General features: G+C 36.6%; 23 protein-coding genes. 8 read left to right on the forward strand and 15 right to left on the reverse strand.

Annotated features, from left to right (window positions below; translation table 11 throughout):
- Nucleotides 1-313: 313 nt before the first annotated feature.
- The 7 genes from Q3V31_RS05430 to Q3V31_RS05460 all read right to left on the reverse strand — a co-directional run bounded on the left by Q3V31_RS05430 (nt 314) and on the right by Q3V31_RS05460 (nt 6,579).
- Nucleotides 314-1,060, reverse strand: a complete 747-nt coding sequence (locus tag Q3V31_RS05430; RefSeq protein WP_000966130.1) for a YjbA family protein — start codon at nt 1,058-1,060, stop codon at nt 314-316.
- Between the two features lie 141 nt (nt 1,061-1,201).
- Nucleotides 1,202-1,993, reverse strand: coding sequence for a DUF2268 domain-containing putative Zn-dependent protease (locus Q3V31_RS05435; RefSeq protein WP_000539312.1), 792 nt, complete (start codon nt 1,991-1,993; stop codon nt 1,202-1,204).
- A gap of 105 nt (nt 1,994-2,098) precedes the next feature.
- Nucleotides 2,099-3,337 (reverse strand): beta-ketoacyl-ACP synthase II, encoded by a 1,239-nt coding sequence (gene fabF / locus Q3V31_RS05440; protein ID WP_000412642.1) that lies wholly within the window; start codon nt 3,335-3,337, stop codon nt 2,099-2,101.
- Between the two features lie 31 nt (nt 3,338-3,368).
- Nucleotides 3,369-4,301 (reverse strand): beta-ketoacyl-ACP synthase III, encoded by a 933-nt coding sequence (gene fabH, locus Q3V31_RS05445; RefSeq protein ID WP_001100550.1) that lies wholly within the window; start codon nt 4,299-4,301, stop codon nt 3,369-3,371.
- A gap of 401 nt (nt 4,302-4,702) precedes the next feature.
- On the reverse strand, nt 4,703-4,879 hold the full coding sequence (locus tag Q3V31_RS05450; protein WP_001003333.1) for a ComZ family protein: 177 nt from the start codon (nt 4,877-4,879) through the stop codon (nt 4,703-4,705).
- Between the two features lie 63 nt (nt 4,880-4,942).
- On the reverse strand, nt 4,943-5,815 hold the full coding sequence (locus Q3V31_RS05455) for an NAD(P)-dependent oxidoreductase (protein ID WP_329762690.1): 873 nt from the start codon (nt 5,813-5,815) through the stop codon (nt 4,943-4,945).
- A 29-nt stretch (nt 5,816-5,844) separates the two neighbouring features.
- On the reverse strand, nt 5,845-6,579 hold the full coding sequence (locus Q3V31_RS05460; RefSeq protein WP_000028695.1) for a lipase family protein: 735 nt from the start codon (nt 6,577-6,579) through the stop codon (nt 5,845-5,847).
- A gap of 156 nt (nt 6,580-6,735) precedes the next feature.
- Here Q3V31_RS05460 and Q3V31_RS05465 point away from each other — a divergent pair, with 156 nt between their 5' ends.
- The gene (locus Q3V31_RS05465) at nt 6,736-6,918 is read left to right on the forward strand and encodes a YjzD family protein (protein ID WP_001211112.1); all 183 of its coding nucleotides are present in this window, start codon (nt 6,736-6,738) and stop codon (nt 6,916-6,918) included.
- A gap of 33 nt (nt 6,919-6,951) precedes the next feature.
- Here Q3V31_RS05465 and clpB read toward each other — a convergent pair whose 3' ends face one another.
- Entirely contained in the window at nt 6,952-9,552 is a 2,601-nt protein-coding gene (gene clpB, locus Q3V31_RS05470) for an ATP-dependent chaperone ClpB (RefSeq protein ID WP_329762691.1), read from the reverse strand.
- 172 nt (nt 9,553-9,724) lie between these two features.
- Nucleotides 9,725-9,904 carry a YjzC family protein gene (locus Q3V31_RS05475; RefSeq protein WP_000531422.1) on the reverse strand — a complete coding sequence of 60 codons (180 nt, stop codon included), beginning with the start codon at nt 9,902-9,904 and terminating at the stop codon, nt 9,725-9,727.
- Between the two features lie 490 nt (nt 9,905-10,394).
- Here Q3V31_RS05475 and Q3V31_RS05480 point away from each other — a divergent pair, with 490 nt between their 5' ends.
- The 3 genes from Q3V31_RS05480 (at nt 10,395) to Q3V31_RS05490 (ending at nt 11,646) form a co-directional block, all read left to right on the forward strand.
- Nucleotides 10,395-11,204, forward strand: a complete 810-nt coding sequence (locus Q3V31_RS05480; protein ID WP_001041222.1) for a Cof-type HAD-IIB family hydrolase — start codon at nt 10,395-10,397, stop codon at nt 11,202-11,204.
- A gap of 103 nt (nt 11,205-11,307) precedes the next feature.
- The gene (locus tag Q3V31_RS05485; protein ID WP_000516818.1) at nt 11,308-11,448 is read left to right on the forward strand and encodes a hypothetical protein; all 141 of its coding nucleotides are present in this window, start codon (nt 11,308-11,310) and stop codon (nt 11,446-11,448) included.
- Nucleotides 11,449-11,646, forward strand: coding sequence for a DUF3813 domain-containing protein (locus tag Q3V31_RS05490; protein WP_000527405.1), 198 nt, complete (start codon nt 11,449-11,451; stop codon nt 11,644-11,646). It abuts the gene before it with no gap.
- Nucleotides 11,647-11,671: 25 nt separating this feature from the next.
- Here the strand turns inward: Q3V31_RS05490 and Q3V31_RS05495 are convergent, their stop codons facing one another.
- Nucleotides 11,672-12,529 (reverse strand): YitT family protein, encoded by an 858-nt coding sequence (locus Q3V31_RS05495; protein ID WP_000364458.1) that lies wholly within the window; start codon nt 12,527-12,529, stop codon nt 11,672-11,674.
- Between the two features lie 101 nt (nt 12,530-12,630).
- Here Q3V31_RS05495 and Q3V31_RS05500 point away from each other — a divergent pair, with 101 nt between their 5' ends.
- Together Q3V31_RS05500 and prsA are read left to right on the forward strand one after the other, a co-directional pair.
- The gene (locus Q3V31_RS05500; protein WP_001120851.1) at nt 12,631-12,762 is read left to right on the forward strand and encodes a DUF3941 domain-containing protein; all 132 of its coding nucleotides are present in this window, start codon (nt 12,631-12,633) and stop codon (nt 12,760-12,762) included.
- A gap of 130 nt (nt 12,763-12,892) precedes the next feature.
- Entirely contained in the window at nt 12,893-13,750 is an 858-nt protein-coding gene (prsA, locus tag Q3V31_RS05505) for a peptidylprolyl isomerase PrsA (RefSeq protein WP_000676945.1), read from the forward strand.
- A gap of 135 nt (nt 13,751-13,885) precedes the next feature.
- Here prsA and Q3V31_RS05510 read toward each other — a convergent pair whose 3' ends face one another.
- The 3 genes from Q3V31_RS05510 to Q3V31_RS05520 form a co-directional block, all read right to left on the reverse strand.
- A complete protein-coding gene (locus Q3V31_RS05510; RefSeq protein ID WP_001153800.1) occupies nt 13,886-14,149 on the reverse strand; it encodes a hypothetical protein in 264 nt (87 codons plus the stop codon).
- A 39-nt stretch (nt 14,150-14,188) separates the two neighbouring features.
- A complete protein-coding gene (locus Q3V31_RS05515) occupies nt 14,189-14,881 on the reverse strand; it encodes a hypothetical protein (protein WP_000878666.1) in 693 nt (230 codons plus the stop codon).
- A gap of 200 nt (nt 14,882-15,081) precedes the next feature.
- Nucleotides 15,082-15,936 (reverse strand): CvfB family protein, encoded by an 855-nt coding sequence (locus Q3V31_RS05520; RefSeq protein WP_000281277.1) that lies wholly within the window; start codon nt 15,934-15,936, stop codon nt 15,082-15,084.
- A gap of 284 nt (nt 15,937-16,220) precedes the next feature.
- Between Q3V31_RS05520 and Q3V31_RS05525 the strand changes: the two genes are divergently transcribed.
- A complete protein-coding gene (locus tag Q3V31_RS05525) occupies nt 16,221-16,712 on the forward strand; it encodes a YajQ family cyclic di-GMP-binding protein (RefSeq protein ID WP_001051113.1) in 492 nt (163 codons plus the stop codon).
- 38 nt (nt 16,713-16,750) lie between these two features.
- On the opposite strand, the gene Q3V31_RS05530 is transcribed toward Q3V31_RS05525, so the two are convergent.
- Both Q3V31_RS05530 and Q3V31_RS05535 read right to left on the reverse strand, forming a co-directional pair.
- Complete coding sequence (locus Q3V31_RS05530; RefSeq protein ID WP_071735091.1) at nt 16,751-16,978, reverse strand: hypothetical protein; 228 nt, start codon at nt 16,976-16,978, stop codon at nt 16,751-16,753.
- A gap of 51 nt (nt 16,979-17,029) precedes the next feature.
- Nucleotides 17,030-18,385 carry an alpha-amylase family glycosyl hydrolase gene (locus Q3V31_RS05535; RefSeq protein ID WP_329762692.1) on the reverse strand — a complete coding sequence of 452 codons (1,356 nt, stop codon included), beginning with the start codon at nt 18,383-18,385 and terminating at the stop codon, nt 17,030-17,032.
- 157 nt (nt 18,386-18,542) lie between these two features.
- On the opposite strand from Q3V31_RS05535, the gene Q3V31_RS05540 reads away from it, so the two are divergent.
- Nucleotides 18,543-19,775, forward strand: coding sequence for an ammonium transporter (locus tag Q3V31_RS05540; protein WP_001091656.1), 1,233 nt, complete (start codon nt 18,543-18,545; stop codon nt 19,773-19,775).
- Nucleotides 19,776-19,785: the final 10 nt, after the last annotated feature.

Consider the following 19,785-nt stretch of genomic DNA (forward strand, 5'->3'; position numbering starts at 1 on the left):
AGAAGGTGCTTTTTACCTTCTCGTGGGGAAGGTTCTTAGACGCGAAGGGCTAGGAGCCGGAGCTGGATTTCTACATAAAGCGGAGGCAGCTCGTTCAGCTCTGACTGGCTAAGGTTCTTTCGCATAGAAGACGCTTTTTGTCTTCTTATGCGGAAGGTTCTTAGACACGAAGAGCTTGCTGCCTGAGCTGGATTTCTACATAAAGCGGAAGCGGCTCGCTTAGAATGTGAGGCGGATTTTGCCTCGTAGGAAGGCGCGAAGCCACCGAGCATTCTTGCCAACTCCATAAAAAAACCGCCAATTGGCGGTTTTTTTAATTTACCTTCTGCTCATTTTCCATTTCCCATAGCTTTTCAAAAAACGGCTGTCCTTTTACAAGGCGCTCGCATAATTGTTCGTGCTTCTCAGACCATCCAGTTTTCGCTTCATCATAAAGTTTAGCCCAAATATCTTCAAATTCCATATGTTGAACCATTCCGTATGCTGATGGATCCCACTCTGTGAACCAATAGCGAATTTCAGCTGGATTTTTCGTTGTATGTAATTGATCTAACGCCATAAATAATAATTGTTTTAGCTGTCTTTCTTTACGAGTCAAGCCATTCATAATGAAAGGCGATGGTGATAAAATATGATGTTCTTTTTCAATTTCTTCTACCTGGAACTCATACTTTTCCGCTTGCACGTTTTCTACCATCTCATATACCATCTGCTCTTGACGAGGTATAAGCCTACTTTTTCTAATTGGCACATTATAGCCGATTGAATCAATCGCGATGATTCCTTTTCCATCTGTAACTACAAAACAATATTCTTGTTGCAAACGTTCGTGATTTTTACGAATATAAGCCTTATGATGTACGTCTTCCAATAACTTTTGCGGAAGCTCTAACAATTCGTTCTCGATGTAATGATATAATGTGGAATCTACTTTTAATAATGGCACTTGATCTAATAGCTCAATCGTATCATCTTTCCGCCATTCGTAAAAATGACAAACGTTATACCCATTCTCTTCACCTTCAAACCAATTTACCCATACATCATGTAGATATAACATTCACTACCCCTCACTTCACTACTGTTTGTATCAATCATTATGTTCATTTTTGCTTAACTTTATTCCACCTAAGGAAATATATTCTAATTATTATTTTTTCTTCTATAATATAAAAAAACAAGAGATAGCTCTCCTGTTTTTTTATGAAACATGAAATGTATTTGCTTTATTCAATATTTCTTTCGCATCTATAGATAATAAAGAAAGTGTATCTTCTCCTTCAAAAGCTACACAATCTTTTACAATATGGAATCCAAGTGCATAGCCAAGCATTTTCGGATACGGGTGCAGTCCATTTAATACAACATCGTGCTCCCTCGTACCTCTCTTTACATCTATTCGTTTTTGTATTGAATTTTTCCAATAATAAATAGCATCTTCTTTTGAAATGTAAGTAGTCCACGGTGCGCATCTTTTTTCTGTATACCTTTCATATACAGCTTGCTCAGCTAACCCTTCCATAATCATCGTATCAAGTAGTGTATACTCTGTTTCTTTCGTCTCAATTTGATGCAATCTACATATATGGTGATATTCATGCGTTAATAGAGCTTTTAATTCCTCTACTGAATTACGCCCACATACGAATAAGAAAATAACGTGACGCATAGATAAACCAGCCTTCCCGTTATACTCTTCTTGTACAGTTCGATTATATGAATCTGATAATAAAATAAAGATAGGAACATCCGGACCTTTTAGCCAACTTTTTAATTTTTCATACTCCATGCTAAGTTCTTTCCAAATTTCTTTTTTCTCTAATTCTTTAATTTCCTGCTCCCCCCGCATTACCGGGCGATACATACCTCTAGAGATTAAAAATCGATACAACCTCTCTTTTGGCAATGGTATATACTTTGTAAATTTCTCACAAAGTTTTTCTGGGCGTCCATAATACAGGTGTAGCCATTTTGCCGTATCAACAACCCCCATCTTCATCCCTCCTTTTTTTATGTATATGCGAAAAAAGGAAAGAGCGTAAAAATAAATAAGGTGTTTTTTCGTAACAAGTTACGAAAAAACACCTTATTTCATCTATTATTTATACGATTTAAATACTAATACTGCGTTATGACCACCGAATCCTAATGAATTACTCAATACCGCGTTTACTTCTTGATGTCTCGCTTCATTTGGTACGTAATCTAAATCACAATCTGGATCTGGCGTTTCATAGTTAATTGTCGGAGGAATCACTCCGTCTGTAATTGTTTTAATAGAGAAGATCGCCTCAACAGCACCCGCTGCTCCTAATAAGTGACCTGTCATTGATTTCGTTGAGCTAATCGCTACTTTATATGCATGCTCGCCGAAAGTTTCTTTAATTGCCATCGTTTCATACTTTTCATTCGCATCTGTACTTGTACCATGCGCATTAATGTAATCAATATCTTCTGGCTTTAGACCTGCATCAGCTAAAGCTTGACGCATTGCACGCACTCCGCCTTCACCGCCAGGAGCAGGCATTGTAATATGGAACGCATCACCCGTTGCACCATAACCAGCAATTTCCGCATAAATATGGGCGCCACGTGCTAATGCGTGCTCTAATTCTTCAAGAATAAGAATTCCTGATCCTTCACCCATTACGAAACCGCTACGGTTTTTATCGAACGGACGGCAAGCCGTCGCTGGATCTTCATTAAATGTTAATGCTTTCGCTGAACTAAATCCAGCAAATGCCATACTTGTTAACGGTGCTTCTGCTCCGCCCGTTATCATCGCATCAGCATCACCACGCTGAATTGCTTTAAATGCATCACCAATTGAGTTTGCACCAGATGCACAAGCCGTTACAGAACAAGTGTTAATTCCTTTTGCTCCTGTAGCGATTGATACTTGACCTGCTGCCATATCTGGAATCATCATTGGTACGAAGAATGGACTCACGCGGCGCGGACCTTTTTCGGTAAAAATCTTAAATTGTTCTTCGTATGTTTCCATACCGCCAATACCAGAACCAATCCATACACCAATTCGAGGTCCGTTTTCTTCTGTAATTTCAAGCTTCGCATCCGCAACTGCCATTTTCGCTGCTGCTACTGCATATTGTGTAAAGCGATCCATACGGCGCGCTTCTTTTTTATCAATATATTTCTCGACTTCAAAGTCGTTAATTTCTGCTGCTACTTTTGCTGGAAACAGTTCTGGATCAATTCTTGTAAGTCGTCCGATTCCAGATACGCCCTTTTTAATGTTTTCCCACGCTGTTTCAACATCTGTTCCGATCGGTGTAACAGCTCCTAATCCTGTAATTACGACCCTCTTTTTTTCCATACAAAATACACTCCTTTTTTTCTCTCAGTCCTTATTTACCCCAACGAAGAGCGACTGCTCCCCATGTTAATCCGCCGCCAAAACCAACTAGTATAATTAAATCACCGTCTTGAATACGTCCATTTTGCAATTCCTCTACCATCGCAATTGGAATTGAAGAGGCCGATGTATTACCGAACTTTTCAATTGTCATACTCATTTTTTCTTTCGGTAAATTTAATCTCTCTCTTGCAGATTCCATAATACGAATATTCGCTTGATGTGGTACTAAGAAGTCCACATCCTCCTTCGTAAGTCCTGCTTTTTCTAACACACGAAGGCAAGAATCACCAAGTTGACGAACGGCAAATTTAAAGACTTCTCTGCCATTCATCATAACATACTCATCTTGATAAAGATGCTTACCGCCACTTCCATCCGCTCCTAATTCGAATGAAAGTACACCTTTTCCTTCCGAAACAGCTCCCATTACGATAGCACCTGCTCCGTCCCCAAATAGTACTGCTGTATTTCGGTCGTTCCAATCTACAATTTTAGATAGTTTGTCACTACCAACTACTAATACATTTTTATAAGTTCCCGTTTGAATAAATTGCTGCGCTGTAATCATTCCGTACATAAAGCCAGCACACGCTGCACTTAAATCCATTGCAGCTGCATGTTTTGCGCCAATTGCTTCTTGGATTACACAAGCTACTGCCGGGAATGCGCGATCCGGCGTTACTGTTGCGACTAAAATAAGATCGATATCCTCTCCGCTAATCCCTGCATCTTCAAGTGCTTTTTTAGAAGCCTCTACCGCCATATATGAAGTATCTATTGTATCATCGGCAATGCGTCTTTCTGCAATTCCCGTTCTCGTACGAATCCATTCATCAGATGTATCTACGATTTTCTCTAAATCGTGATTTGTGACTACTTTTTCTGGCACATATCTTCCGATCCCTAAAATGCCCACGTTCACATCGCAGCCCTCCGTTTTATATCAATTATTATGACTTGGTACTAATTTTAAAACATAAATGTACTTTTGTCTAGAATATATTTCAGCTAAAAAATAAAGACAGCGTATTACCAACTTTATTTTTCATTAAAAGAAACAGAAAAATCCCTGCTATTTCGAAATACAAATTATTCCATCACCATATCCTTACTTCACTCAAAACAAAAAAGCCCTTACCGCTTCTACTCACAGCTTGGGCCCCCTCCCCTTCAAAAGACGGGTTAATTCTTTATCAGCTTCCCTTCAAAACTAAGACCTTCTTCTCATCACCGCTCTGGCCTTACCTCGCTCGAAACAAAAAAGGCCCTTACCGCTTCTACATACGGCTCGAGCCTCTCTCCTTCTCAAAAAAGAAGGTTTCTTTATTCTTTATCAGCTTTCCCAAGCTCATATGCTTCGCCCATTACTTTCATCAATAGCTCTAGCACCGGCTGTGCTTTCTCCATATCAAGTGCAATTCCATTATCATCTAAAATTGCCTTAGCTTCTGGTAAATGCTTCATTGCGATTTGTAAAAATTGCATGCTTTTTTCGTTCATATATGCTCTTCCTCTCCAATAAAACTTTCAATTTATAGTCCATACAATAGTGTAACACGTACACTACCCTTCGTATAACTCTTTATACTTTTTCATATGTGCCAATTGTTTATTTAAACCAAATTCTAACGGCGTATTTCTTTTAAGAGAAACAACCTCTACCGCTTCATTTCTTATATCCTCATCTTTTTTGTTTACCTTACCATCTGCATGTAAAAGGCTCATACCTTTTTCCCATAATGCTTCTTTTCCACTAAGTAAATTATATATACCGAGGTGCTTTACATTCATTCCATTTTCCCATAAGTATTCACATACATCTTCAACGTAAAGTAAATCACTTCCTTTTTCTCCACTTATACAACGGCACTCTTTTTCATCAAGTTCTGATAAAATGAGCTGATGATACATCATAAACGACGGTTGCCATGGCCCATATAATGTAGGAACTCGATATGCACTATACTGCAATTCTCCTTTTTTCAACCCTTCTTCCACTTTCGAAAACAGACGTTTGTTTTCGGATTCTTCAGTGCTTCCTATTTCAATAGAAGAAATTAGATTTAACTTTACTTTATTTTTTTCACACATTCTTACGATTCGTTTTAAATATTGTAATATGACTCTTTCATTCCGAAAGCCACTTTGCTGATTTGGCTCATACAAACAAAAATAAGCTGTATCGAAACTCTCTTCCTCTACCGATCGCCATCCGTCTTCATCCCTTATAGAATAGTACGTAAATAATGCATTTCGCCCAATCAACAATAATTTCTCTTCATTAATTTTTGTCATACTATCAAATTCATCAAAATCAAGACCATATACTTCTACTTCTTCTGCAATCATTTTATTCACAAGGTGATAACCTACAAACGTAAGTGCACCTATAATCAGCACGCGTTTCATACCACCAACCCTTTCCTTTTGAAACAAATAGCTCCTCATTTATGTATATGGGAGCTTCACAATTCTTCTTCATATTTTTTAAAGAAATCAGTCGTTTGTCTAACCATTTTATATTTCACATCTTGGAGATGGAATAAGACAGAAGTATCACATTGATTGAATTGCCTCATTTTCTCGTATTTGCGTAACAATTGTTTTCTTCCTCTTTTTTCTTGTGTTGATACGAAAATTTTAACCGGTACACACGACGGAAGAAGCGCAAATGATTTCTTATTTATTTTTGATTCTAATTCTTCTTCTTTGGAATCATACGCCAAACTTAATTCTTTCACTAATCTTTTGTAAAAAAACTTATGCTCTTTCTCAAACTCCACATATTCTGGTAAATCTAAACACGGATTTAACATAACGACAGAACGTATACATTCAGGGTATTTATTCATCATCTCAAGTGCTACAAGCGCTCCCATACCATCTGCCATAATGTGCATTTTCGCATTTAATGTCTCTTTTCTTAGTACGACATCATACAAACGTTTCGCTAAACGTACAGCTCGATCGTTTCCCCAATGTCTTCCGTATAAGTTAGATGAAAAGACTGTATAGCCTTTTTCAACAAGACCCTGTAAAAAATAAGCTCTCCCTGCATGCTGTGTCCATAAACTTGTACCATTCTCAATAAAGTAGTTGTAATCACCAAGAAGCATTACAGAAAATCCATTTGGCTTCTCCGGTAAATAAATTACACATGGTTCTTTTTCTAAGTAAAAAAAACGTTCCGTAATACTCATTTTTCCCCCGCCTTATTTTCTAAACGTATAAAAGTACTCTTTTATAATGTATGAACAGAATGCAAATTTGCGTTGAAAAATCTACAAATATTTTTCTATATTCTTTTTTCAATTGTGTTACAATAAGGACAGATTGAACGAATAGAGGTGTAAAATATGCGTTTCATTTGGGCATTAATTTGGTCGTTCGCGCTTGTACATATGATGAGCTACGTAATCGGCTCTATGACTGGCGGTACATACGACTTTAACCAAGCGTCTATTTTCTCAGTTGTTCTTGCGGTTTTAGTATTAGCGATTTCAGCTGCGATTCCAAACGAGCCAGTAGAACAACACTAAAAAAAGAGTCCGGATTTTATCCGAACTCTTTTTTTATTTCACATGAACGACTAATTCGTTATTTTCTACATCAACTACTACATGACTATTGTCAGTAATCGTTCCTGCAATTAATTCTCTCGCTAATTTCGTCTCAACTTGACGCTGTACATATCGTTTTAACGGACGAGCTCCGTACATTGGATCAAATCCAGCTTCTACAACGAATTCTTTCGCTGCATCTGTTAATTCTACTGTAATGTGACGGTCAGCTAAACGGCCTTGTAGTTCTTTCACAATCTTATCAACAATACCTTTAATTTCATTCGTTGTAAGAGGTTTAAATAAAATAATTTCATCGACACGATTTAAAAATTCTGGTCGGAAATGTCCTCTTAATTGTCCCATTACACATTCTCTTGACTCTTCTTTAATAGATCCATCTTCTTCTAGCCCTTCTAATAAGTGAGCAGATCCAATATTTGAAGTCATAATAATAACCGTATTTTTAAAGTCTACTGTACGACCTTGTGAATCTGTAATGCGTCCGTCATCTAACATTTGTAATAAAATGTTAAATACTTCTGGATGTGCTTTTTCGATTTCGTCTAACAAAATAACAGAATATGGTTTACGTCTTACTGCTTCTGTTAATTGTCCGCCTTCTTCATATCCAACATATCCAGGAGGCGCACCAATTAAGCGTGACACCGCGTGTTTCTCCATGTACTCAGACATATCGATACGAATCATTTGCTCTTCACTGTCAAATAACGTTTGTGCTAATGTTTTTGCAAGCTCAGTTTTACCAACACCTGTAGGTCCTAAGAAAATAAATGAACCAATTGGACGATTCGGATCTTTAATACCGGCGCGCGCACGAAGAACTGCATCTGATACAAGGCTTACCGCTTCTTCTTGACCGATAACACGCTCTGATAAAATTTGTTCTAGACGCAATAATTTCTCACGTTCACCTTCAACGAGTTTTGCGACAGGAATACCAGTCCAGCGTGAAACAATATCTGCAATTTCTTCTTCACTTACTTCCTCACGTAATAATCGATTCTCTTGTTTATTATGTGCACCCATTTCTTCCGCTTCTTTTAACTCTTTTTCGATAGCTGGAATTTTCCCGTGACGAAGCTCAGCTGCTTTATTTAAATCGTAATTTCCTTCTGCTTCTTCTAACTCACGGCGCAAGCGTTCTAAATGTTCACGTAAGTCACGAACTTTGTGAATATCTTCTTTTTCTTTCTCCCATTTCGCTCTCATACCACTTGCAACTTCTTTTAAATCTGATAATTCACGTTGCAGTACTTTTAGACGTTCTTGACTACCTAAGTCCTTTTCTTTCCCAAGAGCAGCTTCTTCAATTTCTAATTGCATAATACGACGCGTTACTTCATCTAATTCTGTTGGCATGGAATCAATTTCTGTTCGAATTGTTGCGCAAGCTTCATCGACAAGGTCAATTGCTTTATCTGGTAAAAAACGATCAGAAATATATCGATCTGATAAAACGGATGCTGCTACAATTGCACGGTCATGAATATTTACACCGTGATAAATTTCAAAACGCTCTTTTAAACCACGTAAAATTGAAATTGTATCTTCAACAGTTGGCTCTTCTGCTAATACTTGTTGGAAACGTCTTTCTAACGCTGGATCTTTCTCGATATATTTACGATATTCATCTAACGTTGTCGCCCCGATACAATGTAGTTCACCACGAGCTAGCATCGGTTTTAACATATTCCCTGCATCCATCGCTCCTTCTGTTTTACCAGCGCCGACGATTGTATGAAGTTCATCAATGAATAATAAAATACGCCCTTCACTCTTTTTAATTTCATTTAATACAGCTTGCAGACGCTCTTCAAACTCACCGCGGAATTTTGCTCCGGCCACAAGTGCACTCATATCTAAAGCGAAGATTGTTCTATCTTTTAATCCTTCTGGGACATCTTTTTTCACAATACGCTGTGCTAATCCTTCAACGATTGCTGTTTTACCAACACCTGGTTCTCCGATTAAAACCGGGTTATTTTTCGTTTTACGTGAAAGAATGCGGATTACGCGGCGAATTTCACTATCTCGGCCAATAACAGGATCAATTTTCCCTGCTCTCACTTCAGCCACTAAATCACGGCCATATTTTTCTAACGCTTCATAAGTTGCTTCTGGATTTTGACTAGTCACTCTTTGATTCCCCCGAACTGTCATTAAAGACTGTAATAAGTTATCTTTCGTAATATGAAATCTCGTAAATAATTGATTTATATCGCCTTTTTCTTCAGAAAAAGCAAGCAATACATGTTCGATTGAAATGTAGTCATCCTGCAATTTCTCTGCTTCTTTCCCTGCTCTTACAAGCAGTTGTTGCAAAGCACCTGTTACATATAATTTTCCCGCCTCTGCCCCGCTTCCAGTTACAGAAGGCTTTTTCTTAATTAAACTTTCTACACCTTGCTTTAACGCTTCTATATCGACATTCATTTTTTGAAAAATACGTACTGCTAATCCGTCTTGCTGCTCTAATAACGTCAGCAATAGATGAACAGTATCTACTTCTTGATGGTGATGAGATACCGCTAAAGACTGAGCACTCATAATCGCTTCCTGTGTTTTCGTTGTCATTTGATTTAAGTCCATCTTTACCGTCCTCCAAATGTTTGACTTTCTTTGACCTTTGATTTGATTATACGCCAACTGACTTTTTTATACAATAATTTTGCTTATGTATTTCAAACTTATTATTGGAAAATGCAAAAAGTAACATTCATTTTCCTAATCAAAAAAGCCGCAATAACGATTGCGGCTTCTGTTACGGTTTTCTTTTATATGTCCACTGACGGTTATGATTCGTGTTATCTGGAAACTTTTCACCGGCAGTTAATTGTACCATTTGCGGATTTTTCACCATACTTCCCGTTTCACCAATTTCTACGTAAATGCCATCATTTGGCGCTTTTTGTCCTGAACGAAACCTGCGATTTTGTCCCATTTCCATTCTCCTTCCATGACGTCTTGCCTCATTAGTATATCCATTTTAAAAGAAAGCTTTTCTGTCATGTTTAGGAAACAAGTACTACGGTTTACCCATGCACATATATATAATTACACAAGCTTAAGCAGGAATTATTGGCATATTTGTTGAAAAAAAAGAAACCAACCTACTTTAGGCCAGTTTCAAAGGAGAGTCAAACATATACGAGAAGATTACATGTTCATTATAAGTCGCATTGTTCAAACAATGTAACCCTTTTCACAAATTATACATAATGAAAGAAACATTGTTTGAACTTTCTAAAAAGATGTTGACTTTTCCTAATTTCCAACGAGAAATAGTAGACACCACAGCGCTTCGCGACGTAAGATGGATATATAGTGAAACTTTCATCTACAGTAGTTTCACCCAGTCTAACCTCTTATTTCTGCATATTAAAAACGGAAATACAGATAGAAACAAAAAAATTATTATAAGAGGTGAAATTATGAACAAACAACATTTAATCGCATTAGACTTAGACGGAACATTATTAACAGACAACAAAATAATTTCTCCAAGAACTAAAAACACAATTGCAAAAGCAAAAGAACAAGGACATATTGTCGTTATTTCAACAGGGCGTCCATTCCGCGCTAGTTACGATTATTATAAAGAACTTAGCCTTAACACACCAATCGTAAATTTTAATGGCGCTTACGTGCATCACCCACTTGATTCAAGTTGGGGAACACATCACTCTCCTCTTGAACTTTCAACAGCGCAAGAAATCGTCCGAGCTTGCTTTGATTTCGGCGTGAAAAATGTCTATGCTGAAGTCATGGATGATGTGTATGTCCGTGAAATTGATGAAGATAAAAAACATATTTTTGAATTCGGTTCTCCAAAGATTTTCACAGGAGATTTATTAAATATTTTAAACGACCACCCAACTTGCTTATTAATCGATGCACATGACGAGCATTCTGCTGCAATTCGTCAGCATTTAACAGATATGCATGCTGAAGTCATCGACCATAGAAAATGGGGTGCCCCTTGGCCCATTATTGAAATTGTAAAAAGCGGATTAAATAAAGCTGTCGGATTACAAAAAATTTCAGGCCATTACAATATTCCTAAAGAGCGAATTATCGCTTTTGGTGATGAAGATAACGACTTTGAAATGATCGAATTTGCTGGTCATGGAATCGCAATGGGTAATGCAATTCCTGAATTAAAATCACTCGCAAATCATACGACATTAACGAATGAAGAAGATGGGATCGCTCTATATTTAGAAGAGGTTCTTGGGTTGTAATCTAAAAATTCCCTGCTTATAGTTTCTCGCCAAACGCTCATACTATTATTAGACGCACAGAAGCGCGTCAATTGTTTTCAGCTAAATAAGGGGGGTTTTTCGAATGGGTAAAAAGAACAAATCAAAACGTTTTATCCAGCAAGGAGCCGATTCTATTATGAAGCATGATGCAAGATTCCCGTACAGAGGTACATTAGCTGAGGCAGAAAAAGCAAGAAGTAACTCTTCATTTGGAGGGGTTTAAATGGGGAACTTACTATTCCAACAAGCTAGAGACGCTGTTGCAAGTGCCGTTTCTTGTTCAAGTGGCGCTGAACAACAGGAACTCGTTTATAGAGCAAAAAACTCTTTGCACTCTGCTTATGCAAACTCTTCAACCGCTGAAAAAGTTCAGCTACGTGAAATGCAGGAGCAATTGCAAAACATTACGAATTCGCATTAAAAAAGAGGACCAGCTTTGGTCCTCTTTAATCTTTTCTAAACAACCCAAACACCCCGACCGTTTGCAGTATATTTGTAAATGCACCTGGGTCCACCTGTTTAATAACCCTCTCTAATTCGTACAACTCGTAACGAGTAATAACAATCATTAACATTTCTTTATTTTCATTTGTATAAGCACCTGTTGCCGGTATAGTTGTAATCCCCCTCACTAAACGAGAGTGAATCGCTTTTCTCACATCTCCCCCGTTCTTTGTAACAATTAATGCCGTAATTTTCACGTGACGGGTATGAATTGCATCAATAATTCTCGTTGATACATACAAAGTGACTAAAGTATATAATGCCTTTTCCCATCCATATACGTAGCCAGCAGCGATAATGATAAGTGCATTAAAGAAGAAAAAATACGTACCGACAGGCTTATCTTTTATTTTAGATAAAATCATGGCGATAATATCTAGGCCCCCTGTAGAAGCACCCCACTTTAAAGCAATCCCTACCCCAATCGCTGAAATAATACCACCAAAAATCGCATTCAATATGATATCGTTCGAAACCGCTCTAACTGGGATAATTTCTAAAAACAAAGTCATAAATACAACACAAAGAAAACTAAAAAATGTAAAAGCCTTCCCAACCTTTTTCCACGCTAAAATAACGACAGGAATATTAAATAAACTAAACAATACACCCGTAGATATGTGAATAGATAAAAAGTCACCTAATATTTGTGATAATAATTGAGATAGTCCAGCAAAGCCACTCGCATATACTTTCGCTGGCGTTAAAAATAAATTCATCCCAATCGCATTTAATAAACCTGCAACAATTACAACGACTAACTTCTTAATAAGTTCGGTATAATTCAGCTTCAAATCCATTTTCTAATCCACCTTTATTATTCATGAATGCACCGCTATACATAGTCTTTACGAAAAAGGAAATGATAAACGTACAACGTTTAGAAATGGAGTTGATACATATGCCACATACGAGCGATAACGACAAAAAAGCACGCGATAATAATGCAAAGCGCACTCAAAAAAATGAACAAGAGCAAAAAAATATTCAACAAGGAAAACGTGCATATTCTAAGAAAACCGATCACCTTTGATTACATCGTACATCAACATTAATGTTGATGTACTTTTTTTACATTTTACAGGAAAAAAACATTAAAAATTCACTTCATGTTCACTTCTATATTCTACAATAGCGATAACATATTCGGATGAGGTGTTAGCATGAAAGGAAAAAGTATATTCATTATCACTGCACTAATAAGTATAATAATGCTATCTGCTTGCGGACAAAAAAATGACTCGGCCACAATCGCCACAACAACCAACTCAACCATTACGAAGAGCGATTTCGAAAAGCAATTAAAAGATCGCTATGGAAAAGACATGCTATATGAAATGGTAGCACAAGATGTTATCACTAAAAAATATAAAGTATCTGATGATGCGGTAGATAAAGAAGTAGAAAAAGCAAAAAATCAATATGGAGACCAATTCAAAGCAGCACTAGAAAATAATCGTTTAAAAGATGAAAAAGATTTCCAAGATCAAATTAGATTCAAACTCGCATTGAATGAAGCGATTAAACAAAGCGTTACAGAAAAAGATATAAAAGACCACTATAAACCAGAAATTAAAGCTAGTCACATTTTAGTAAGTGACGAAAACGAAGCAAAAGAAATAAAGAAAAAATTAGATACCGGCGCTTCATTTGAAGAGTTAGCAAAACAAGAATCTCAAGATTCATTATCAAAAGATAATGGCGGAGACCTCGGATACTTCAGAGCAGGAAAAATGACACCTGAATTCGAAAAAGCTGCCTATAAGTTAAAACCCGGCCAAATTAGCAATCCCGTTAAATCACCAAACGGCTATCACATTATTAAACTAACTGATAAAAAAGATTTAGAGCCTTACGATGAAGTGAAAGGCTCTATACGTAAAGACTTAGAGGAAGAGCGTATTGCCGACCCTTCCTTCGGTCAAAAATTATTACAAGATGAGTTAAAAAAGGCGGATATTAAAATAAACGACAGTGACTTAAAAGATACATTTTCTCATCTTTTTGGGAAAGAGAACTAAAAAACAAGAGTGCAAACTTTTTAAACAGTATACATGATGGTAAATGAGATTATATAAGCATTGTTTAAAATATATCGATTTGCCGACCAAAATCGACAACATAAAGAAGTAGGCTGCTTGAGCAGCCTACTTCTTTTATTCTTTCATTAATACTTTCAGCTTTTTCTTCAGACTTTTATAATGCCAATTGATGTGATCTAGTTCTATCTCTACTTCAATTAATATATCTATTAAGTCATCTTTATTTTGCTGAAAGTTCACCATACTCTCAAGCAACTTTTCAAACCTTTGACTACTCTCATATATATCACTTAAATCAACTGCCGCTATTTCACGTTCTTTTTCGGGGGATAATACGGAAAGGCTCTTTATTAATTGTTCCAGTACATTATCTTGCACTTTCATACCTCCCTTAATTCGATGCTTATACCTCTTTCTTTAACATTTCAAAATTAACCACGGATACCACAATACCTCTTCTGCCTCAATTTCCCCATCATCAATTAAATGGATAATCTGCTTTGCATCTTCATACTTATCAACAAGTGATAATTCATTTAATTTCTTACCAAAATCCTCTTGTAAATTGTTATGAATAAAAGAATAAAAATTATTGTTACTAAAACCACATATATCAAATCCTACTATTTCATCGTTCTCAACATCAGCAGGTAATGCACTTTCGATAAAATCATATATAGAAACTTCAAAATCATTTTCTTCTCGCTCATTTATTAAAAAATCCGTCCGATACTCTTCTGAAAGATGCAAACTAATAATCTCTAAATTTTCTATCCCTTTTAAATAATTTCGCTTAAAGAATCTCGCATCTTCTAAATTTTTAAAAACATTCGGCCACAAGAACTTTTCTTCTTCCATTAGTGTATCTAAAAAAGATTGTCCACTTTCACGTTCCTCTTTACTAATCTTCAACCTTCCATTTATCATCTGAGCAATAGGATCATTTTTATTTGAATTACACCAAGGGAAAAACCAATAATCCGGAAATGTAGGCCGAATCCCATTACATATCGTTAAAATCGTTTGTGATAGTCCCTCAATAATACAATCTTCATAGATAAGTTCCCTATCATAGGAAATTATGAGGTATCCAGCGTTATAATATTTCATTTACACACCTCTTTTCTTTTCCATTAAAAATAAATTCAAATTCTCTTTCATATAGATATAACTATCTATCCTTTCTATATTCTTTAAAATATTCCTCTTCCAACGATTCTCTTACTCCCCCTCTCAATTTTTGCTAAACGCAAAAAGAACTATCTCTTCCCTAATAATTTTAGAGAAAAGATAGTTCTTTTTAGTCCACTTTATTTCTTAAAGTAAGTCCAACCTTCTTCTTGGTAAACCTTCTCTTCTTTCATCAACTTACCAAGTGCACGCTTAAATGCAGCCTTACTCATATTGAAACGTTCTTTAATGTCTTCTGGGTGGCTCTTATCCCAAAACGGCATTGCTCCGCCTCGTTCTTCCATATATGCATAAACTACTGCAGCATCATCTTCCATTCCTTCTTCTTTACGAGGAAGCAGTGAAATGTTGATTGTACCGTCATCTTTCACGTCAATAATGCGGCCTGTTACACGCTCACCGATGCGGACTTGTTCTTTTCTTTCTGTATGGTGTAAGAAAGCACGGAAATGCTCGTCAGTTAGTATGAATGAACCAACTTGAAGTGAGCGATACACACGTCCATTTACGTTTTTATTACGCATAGATGGCGTTGCATCTACGATAATTTCTTGCATATCACTGTCTCTTGCCGGAAGAGCAATTAAACGATCACGATTCGTTAATTTTAACGTACAATATAACTCGTCGCCTTCTTGAGGCCATACTGGCATATAAATCGGAAACTCATCAAGTGGAATTAGTATATCTTTTGATACACCAATATCAACAAACACACCTAAACTAGGAATAACTTCTACAACCTTTACCCAATTCCAATCATGTGTTGTAATAATTGGTTCCTTCATTGTTGCTGAAATACGATTTTGGTGATCAAGGTATAAGAATACATCAATTGTATCGCCTTCTGCTATTTCTCCAGCTAATTCGTTTTTATGTAGGAAGATTTCTTCCTCTTCGTTTCCAACCATATATCCGATTTCCGTTTCGCGTAAAACAGTTACCTGTTCAATCGATCCTAATTGCAAATACATATTTTTTAATTCCCTTCTATATATATAAAGTTATCTTTTTTATCATTCCAAACAAAAGTTAATTATAACACGATTTTTCCTTTATTTGTCCAACTGCCCAAAATTCACTATAATTAAATAAAGACTTTATCTATAGGACTATATTACCCTACGGATGATCCGTCAAAACACTTAATTTGCAACACTCTATCTAATCGATGTATTTTCCGCTATACTTTAATATGTATATTACATAGCCTATTTAGGTACATGAAAAGATAGAAATTTATTTGGAGGTGCTAACTATGGCAAAAGAGAGTTCTTTTGACATCGTTTCGAAAGTAGAATTACCTGAAGTAACAAACGCAATTAACATCGCATTAAAGGAAATCCAAAACCGATATGACTTTAAAGGTAGTAAAAGTGATATTAAATTAGAAAAAGAAGTACTTGTTTTAACTTCTGATGACGAGTTCAAATTAGACCAAGTAAAAGACGTTCTAATTGCTAAACTTGTAAAACGTAACGTTCCAATCAAAAACTTGGACTACGGAAAAGTTGAAGCTGCATCTGGTAACACTGTTCGCCAACGTGCAACTCTGCAACAAGGTATCGATAAAGATAACGCGAAAAAAATCAACAACATCATTAAAGAAATGAAATTAAAAGTGAAAACACAAGTGCAAGATGACCAAGTACGCGTAACAGCGAAAAGCCGTGATGACTTACAAGCAGTAATCGCAGCCGTTCGCAGCGTTGACTTACCAATCGACGTACAGTTCATTAACTACCGCTAGAAAGAAACCTCCTCTATTCAGAGGAGGTTTTATACTTATTACGAGCAACAAAATATTGCTTTATCCAATGATTTTTCTGGAATGTACACTTTATCATTTTCAATTTTGTATTTAATATTATTTCTCTTAAGAACCGCTGTATCGGCAGAATGAACACTATCGCCCCACTGAACAAATTCCCCATCGTCACCGTTGTCCCAAAAATACAGACTTACGAATACGATAAGAAGGCTCAAACATAAAGCGAACAACTTCTTTCTCCTCAAACATTTCACCTCATCTTGAACTGTAAACGGACTACCAAAAAGAAGCGTTATTCATTTCCGTTTCTTTTTAACCGCAATTAAAAAAGCAATAAATAATACGTTCACACCAACTATTAAGGAGATAAATAACCAATTCACACCTGTTTCTTCACTAACTTTATACACATTCGATTCCTCACGCTTTAAAACGAGATAAAAATTCCCGTTTTCTTCTCTTATAATTTCGTCTTCTAACAAGCCTCTTAATTCTTGTTTTTCACCAATTGCACTTACAGGCAAGGAAACTTTTTGTGTTTCTTTCGTATTATTAATCGCTACTAGTGTTACTTCACCTTTATACTTTCGTTTTAATATACTCATTCCATCTTTATCATATAGAAGTTCAAACGTACCGCGTCGTAAAGATGGTCTCGTTTGTCTAAGTTCACCTAGCTTCGTTATGTGCTGCATAAACTTTTTATCCGATTTGAAATCCATTAATCGTCTATTATCTGGAGCATCCCCTCCATCTAATGCAATTTCAGTTCCGTAATAAAAATTCGGTATCCCCGGGGATGTATATAAGTAAGTGAGCGCTAGTTTTAAACGAGACGGCGGGTAATACATATTTTCTTTTGCAATACGCGCAAATCGCTTTGTTTCTTGATTATCTAAAAACGTAGCGAATTCCTCTTCTTTTCCGCTCACATCATATAAAGGTTTCACAGACATATCTGGTTTTGAAAATGAATCTACTATTTTTTTATAGTACTCATTATCTTCCTTTGTCATAATGTGAAAATCTTTCTTTACCTTCTGCAAATCCTTTTGCACTTCATCCCAAAAAGCACGTGGCTTTTTTTCACTATATATCACATAACTTCCGTCTAAATCAACTTCTTTTATCCACCATTTCATCGAGTCTATTAATTGTTGTTCATTTTCTTCATACGGAAATTGAAAGACAACTTTCATTCCTTTTTGGTGAGCCACTTTTACAAGTTCTTTCACATCATTTTCTGTTCCGAAATGTTCATTTACTTTTTGAAAGTTTCGAACGCCTAATCCATCATACTTTTCACTTTCAAAAAGCGGCGAAAGCATAATAGTAGTAAATCCCATTTCTTTTATGTAGTCCAATCTTTTTATAATCCCTCGTATATCTCCGCCCTGATAGCCTTCTAAATTACCAACGTCTAACTGTTTGTCATTTTTCGGTTCCCCGTTATTGAAGCGATCAATCATAACGGAATATATAACTTCATCTCGCCATTCCCTTTTTTCTTCCGCAAAAGTATGTACTGGTACAAACAAAATAACAGCTAAACAAAAACAAATGAATAGTTCCTTAGTCCATATTTTTTTCACACGCATCCCCCAAACTTCTAATTGTAAGAATATTATACCAATTATTAGAACAAATCGCATACGTTGATTTTATCCCTCCAAAATACTTAATGTAAGGTTTTCTAACATCACATAAAAAGTTTTCTGAATTTTTAGTTGATTTTTCTTTTTATTTCGAATATGATATGAAACATAACAAGACGATGTTATTTTTTCTAACATCATAGGAGGAGAGAGAATGAATACGGGAGATACAGTTTTTATGTTTGTAACGACAGTAATGGTCATGTTGATGACACCAGGATTGGCACTTTTTTACGGGGGCATGGTTCGCAGTAAAAACGTACTCAGCACGACAATGCACAGTTATAGCGCAATGGCTATCGTTTCAATTCAATGGATTGTTATCGGTTATTCTTTATCATTCGGACCAGATTGGCACGGACTTATTGGCAATCTCGATTGGTTCGGTCTAAACGGAGTTACCTACGCACCAAATCCAGACTACTCATCTACTATTCCTCACAATTTATTTATGATGTTCCAACTCATGTTCGCCATTTTAACTCCCGCTTTAATTTCAGGTGCATTCGCCGAAAGAATGCGATTTTCTGCCTTTCTTATTTTTATCCTTCTTTGGACAACAATCGTTTACAATCCTGTCGCTCATTGGGTGTGGGGCGTTGGCGGGTGGCTAAGAGAACTTGGTGCGTTAGACTTCGCTGGCGGTAATGTCGTTCATATCACATCTGGAGTTGCTGGTCTTGTATTAGCTATTTTCCTTGGAAAACGAAAAAACATAAGCGGCACCTCTCCTCATCATTTACCATTTACAATGTTAGGCGCAGGCTTACTCTGGTTCGGCTGGTTCGGTTTCAACGTCGGTAGTGCATTATCTTTAAATGACGTAGCTTTAACTGCATTTATTAATACAAATATAGCCGCTGCTGCTTCAGCTCTAACTTGGATGCTTTCTGAATGGTTCTTCCAATCAAAGCCGACTGCGATGGGAGCTGCTTGCGGAGTTGTTTCTGGTTTAGTCGCAATTACGCCAGCTTGCGGATTCGTTACACCTTTCTCCGCTCTTCTTATCGGAGCAATTGGCGGTATATTATGTTTCGGTGCTGTCTTCTTCTTAAAAAACAAATTCGGGTACGACGATACACTTGATGCATTTGGATGCCACGGCATCGGAGGAACTTGGGGTGGTATTGCAACTGGACTTTTCGCAACAACTTCTATAAATAGCGATGGCGCTAACGGATTATTTTACGGAAACGCAGCTCTCCTTTTCAAACAACTTGTAGCAATCGGAGCAACATATGCATTCACAATCATAATGACGTACGCCATTATTAAAGCGATCAACTTCTTCCTCCCTGTTCGCGTCGATGAGCACGAAGAACAAATGGGGCTTGATATTTCGATGCATGGGGAGAAAGCTTATGAGTATACTGAGCGAGTAAACTAAAAAAGAGATG

The sequence above is a fragment of the Bacillus nitratireducens genome (genome assembly GCF_036320425.1).
GTDB classification, from domain to species: domain Bacteria; phylum Bacillota; class Bacilli; order Bacillales; family Bacillaceae_G; genus Bacillus_A; species Bacillus_A nitratireducens.

What these genes read in the sequence shown, in the direction of transcription:
- Q3V31_RS05430 (WP_000966130.1), bottom strand. Translation starts at nt 1,060, where the DNA reads ATGTTATATCTACATGATGTATGGGTAAATTGGTTTGAAGGTGAAGAG.
- Q3V31_RS05435 (WP_000539312.1), bottom strand. Translation starts at nt 1,993, where the DNA reads ATGGGGGTTGTTGATACGGCAAAATGGCTACACCTGTATTATGGACGC.
- fabF (WP_000412642.1), bottom strand. Translation starts at nt 3,337, where the DNA reads ATGGAAAAAAAGAGGGTCGTAATTACAGGATTAGGAGCTGTTACACCG.
- Q3V31_RS05450 (WP_001003333.1), bottom strand. Translation starts at nt 4,879, where the DNA reads ATGAACGAAAAAAGCATGCAATTTTTACAAATCGCAATGAAGCATTTA.
- Q3V31_RS05460 (WP_000028695.1), bottom strand. Translation starts at nt 6,579, where the DNA reads ATGAGTATTACGGAACGTTTTTTTTACTTAGAAAAAGAACCATGTGTA.
- Q3V31_RS05465 (WP_001211112.1), top strand. Translation starts at nt 6,736, where the DNA reads ATGCGTTTCATTTGGGCATTAATTTGGTCGTTCGCGCTTGTACATATG.
- clpB (WP_329762691.1), bottom strand. Translation starts at nt 9,552, where the DNA reads ATGGACTTAAATCAAATGACAACGAAAACACAGGAAGCGATTATGAGT.
- Q3V31_RS05475 (WP_000531422.1), bottom strand. Translation starts at nt 9,904, where the DNA reads ATGGGACAAAATCGCAGGTTTCGTTCAGGACAAAAAGCGCCAAATGAT.
- Q3V31_RS05480 (WP_001041222.1), top strand. Translation starts at nt 10,395, where the DNA reads ATGAACAAACAACATTTAATCGCATTAGACTTAGACGGAACATTATTA.
- Q3V31_RS05485 (WP_000516818.1), top strand. Translation starts at nt 11,308, where the DNA reads ATGGGTAAAAAGAACAAATCAAAACGTTTTATCCAGCAAGGAGCCGAT.
- Q3V31_RS05490 (WP_000527405.1), top strand. Translation starts at nt 11,449, where the DNA reads ATGGGGAACTTACTATTCCAACAAGCTAGAGACGCTGTTGCAAGTGCC.
- Q3V31_RS05495 (WP_000364458.1), bottom strand. Translation starts at nt 12,529, where the DNA reads ATGGATTTGAAGCTGAATTATACCGAACTTATTAAGAAGTTAGTCGTT.
- Q3V31_RS05500 (WP_001120851.1), top strand. Translation starts at nt 12,631, where the DNA reads ATGCCACATACGAGCGATAACGACAAAAAAGCACGCGATAATAATGCA.
- prsA (WP_000676945.1), top strand. Translation starts at nt 12,893, where the DNA reads ATGAAAGGAAAAAGTATATTCATTATCACTGCACTAATAAGTATAATA.
- Q3V31_RS05515 (WP_000878666.1), bottom strand. Translation starts at nt 14,881, where the DNA reads ATGAAATATTATAACGCTGGATACCTCATAATTTCCTATGATAGGGAA.
- Q3V31_RS05520 (WP_000281277.1), bottom strand. Translation starts at nt 15,936, where the DNA reads ATGTATTTGCAATTAGGATCGATTGAACAGGTAACTGTTTTACGCGAA.
- Q3V31_RS05525 (WP_001051113.1), top strand. Translation starts at nt 16,221, where the DNA reads ATGGCAAAAGAGAGTTCTTTTGACATCGTTTCGAAAGTAGAATTACCT.
- Q3V31_RS05535 (WP_329762692.1), bottom strand. Translation starts at nt 18,385, where the DNA reads ATGCGATTTGTTCTAATAATTGGTATAATATTCTTACAATTAGAAGTT.
- Q3V31_RS05540 (WP_001091656.1), top strand. Translation starts at nt 18,543, where the DNA reads ATGAATACGGGAGATACAGTTTTTATGTTTGTAACGACAGTAATGGTC.